1 protein-coding gene and 1 pseudogene are annotated in these 2,482 nt (G+C 57.5%); both read left to right on the plus strand.

The annotated features are described in order from the left end of the window. Window positions 1-112: 112 nt before the first annotated feature. Window positions 113-1,679 (plus strand): annotated as a pseudogene (gene istA, locus ACQZ51_RS23625) (IS21 family transposase). Further along, on the plus strand, window positions 1,612-2,346 hold the full coding sequence (gene istB, locus ACQZ51_RS23630) for an IS21-like element helper ATPase IstB (protein WP_448780986.1): 735 nt from the start codon (window positions 1,612-1,614) through the stop codon (window positions 2,344-2,346). Before istA ends, istB begins: the two are co-directional and overlap by 68 nt. The last annotated feature ends 136 nt before the right edge of the window (window positions 2,347-2,482 follow it).

Here is a 2,482-nt window from a genome sequence, read left to right on the forward strand (position 1 = left end):
TGTGTTTAAGCATGGAATGTTGACCCCTCTGGTGGGGTGATACTTATTCAATTTTGACCCCCTCTGGATTTCATCCGACCATCCGGCTTTTGGCAGCGGATGGAGTAGGGAGTTGAAGAGAGTGGATACGATTGCCCGTGTCCGACGAGCCTTCCATGTTCAGGGCTGGTCGGTGAAGAAGATCACCAGAGAGCTGAATGTTTCTCGCAATACTGTGCGCAAAATTCTGCGGTCCAATGCGACTGAGTTTGCCTACAAGCGTGGGCATCAACCCTTGCCCCGGATGGGAGCTTGGAAGGGTGATGTCGAGCGATTTCTGATTGCCAACGAAGGCAAAGCATCGCGCGAACGGTTGACGCTGATCCGGATTTACGAGGAGGTCCGGTCACTCGGTTATGATGGCAGTTACGACACCGTTCGCCGATATGCCAAGGCCTGGGCCAAGAGCCGTGGTGCGGTAACGACCGAAGCCTATGTCCCGCTATACTATGCACCTGGCGAGGCCTATCAGTTCGACTGGAGCCACGAGATCATTCTGATTAACGGGGTGACGACGACCGTGAAGGTGGCACATGTCCGGCTTTGCCACAGCCGTATGATGTTTGCCCGAGCCTATATGCGCGAAAGCCAGGAAATGGTGTTCGACGCGCACGACAGGGCCTTCGACTTCTTCCGTGGCACTTGCACGCGTGGCATCTACGACAACATGAAGACAGCGGTCGAGGCCGTGTTTGTCGGCAAAGAACGGCAATATAACCGCCGTTTCCTGCAGATGTGCAGCCATTATCTTGTTCAGCCGGTCGCCTGCACGCCAGCATCCGGCTGGGAGAAAGGACAGGTTGAGAACCAGGTCGGCCTCGTGCGCGAGCGCTTCTTCACGCCGCGTGTCAGGGTCAAAAGCCTGGAGGAACTGAATGCTTGGCTCCTCGATAAATGCGTTGCCTATGCCAAGGCCCGTAGCCATCCCGAACAGACGGCGCAGACGATCTGGCAGATGTTCGAGGCCGAGCGTGGCAGCCTTGTGCGCTACGTCGGCCCATTTGACGGGTTCCACAGTATCCCAGCCTCGGTGTCGAAGACCTGCACCGTCCGTTTCGACAACAACAAATACTCGGTCCTGTCGACAGCCGTCGGCCGCCCTGTTGAGGTTCACGCCTATGCTGATCGGATCGTCATCAAACAGGATGGAGTGACGGTCGCTGAACACCGGCGCAGCTTTGGCCGTGGCGACACTGTCTACAACCCCTGGCACTATGTTCCTGTCCTCGCTCGCAAACCCGGTGCCTTGCGCAATGGCGCTCCCTTCCGCGAATGGGTCTTGCCAACCGCGATGGAGAAGGTCCGCAAGCGATTGAAGATCGCCGACGACGGTGATCGGCAGATGGTCACCATACTCGGATGCGTTCCTGCTGATGGTCTTGCCGCCGTCGAAGCTGCCTGCCAGGAAGCGCTTGATCACGGCGTCTGCTCGGCCTCGGTGATCATCAACATTCTGGCGCGAAGCCGCGATCCGGCTCCTGCTGCAACACTTCAAATCCCGGATGCGCTTCGGCTTGCTCATGAGCCAGTCGCCGACTGCGCCCGTTACGACAGGCTCAGGAGGGCAAGTTGATGGAACGCACACAGGTTCTCGAACTGATGAGCACGCTGAAGCTCTATGGAATGCGCAGCGCTTATGATGAGGTCATGGGCAACGGTATCAAGCGGCAGCATGAACCGCCTCGGATCGTCGGCGATCTGTTGCAATCGGAAATCGCCGAGAAGCAGGCCCGGTCCATCCGATACCAGCTCAGTATCGCCAAGCTGCCTCTTGCCAAGGACATTGACGACTTCGACTTCGCCGATACACCTGTGAATGAATCCTTGGTGCGGGAGTTGGCGACGGGCACCTTCGTCGCCGACCAGCGTAATGTCGTCCTTGTCGGCGGCACAGGAACGGGCAAGAGCCATCTCGCCATTGCAATTGCGCGTGCGCTCATCCGTAACGGCACGCGTGGGCGCTTCTACAATGTCGTTGACCTGGTCAACCGCCTGGAAACGGAGACACGCAGTGGCAAGCAGGGCAGAACGGCGGACTATCTCACACGCCTCGACTTCATCATCCTCGATGAACTCGGCTATCTGCCGTTTGCGCAGGCTGGTGGTCAGCTTCTATTCCACCTGATCAGCAGGCTCTATGAGCGCACCTCAATCATCGTCACGACGAACCTGGCCTTCGGTGAATGGCCGTCGGTATTCGGTGATGCCAAAATGACGACAGCACTCCTCGACCGCCTGACCCACCATTGCGAAATCGTCGAGACTGGAAATGAATCCTGGCGCTTCAAAAGCCGTTCTCAAAGCTAAAGCCGAAGATACCCATCACCCGCACTTGGCCTACCCTCTGCAATCCCGGCCAGCGCCGGGCAGGCCAAGCGCTGATCGCCTAAAGGGGGTCAAAATTGGATAAGTAAAAGGGGTGAATGTTCGGTGCTGATTGACA

The sequence above is a fragment of the Agrobacterium sp. CG674 genome, assembly GCF_053521645.1.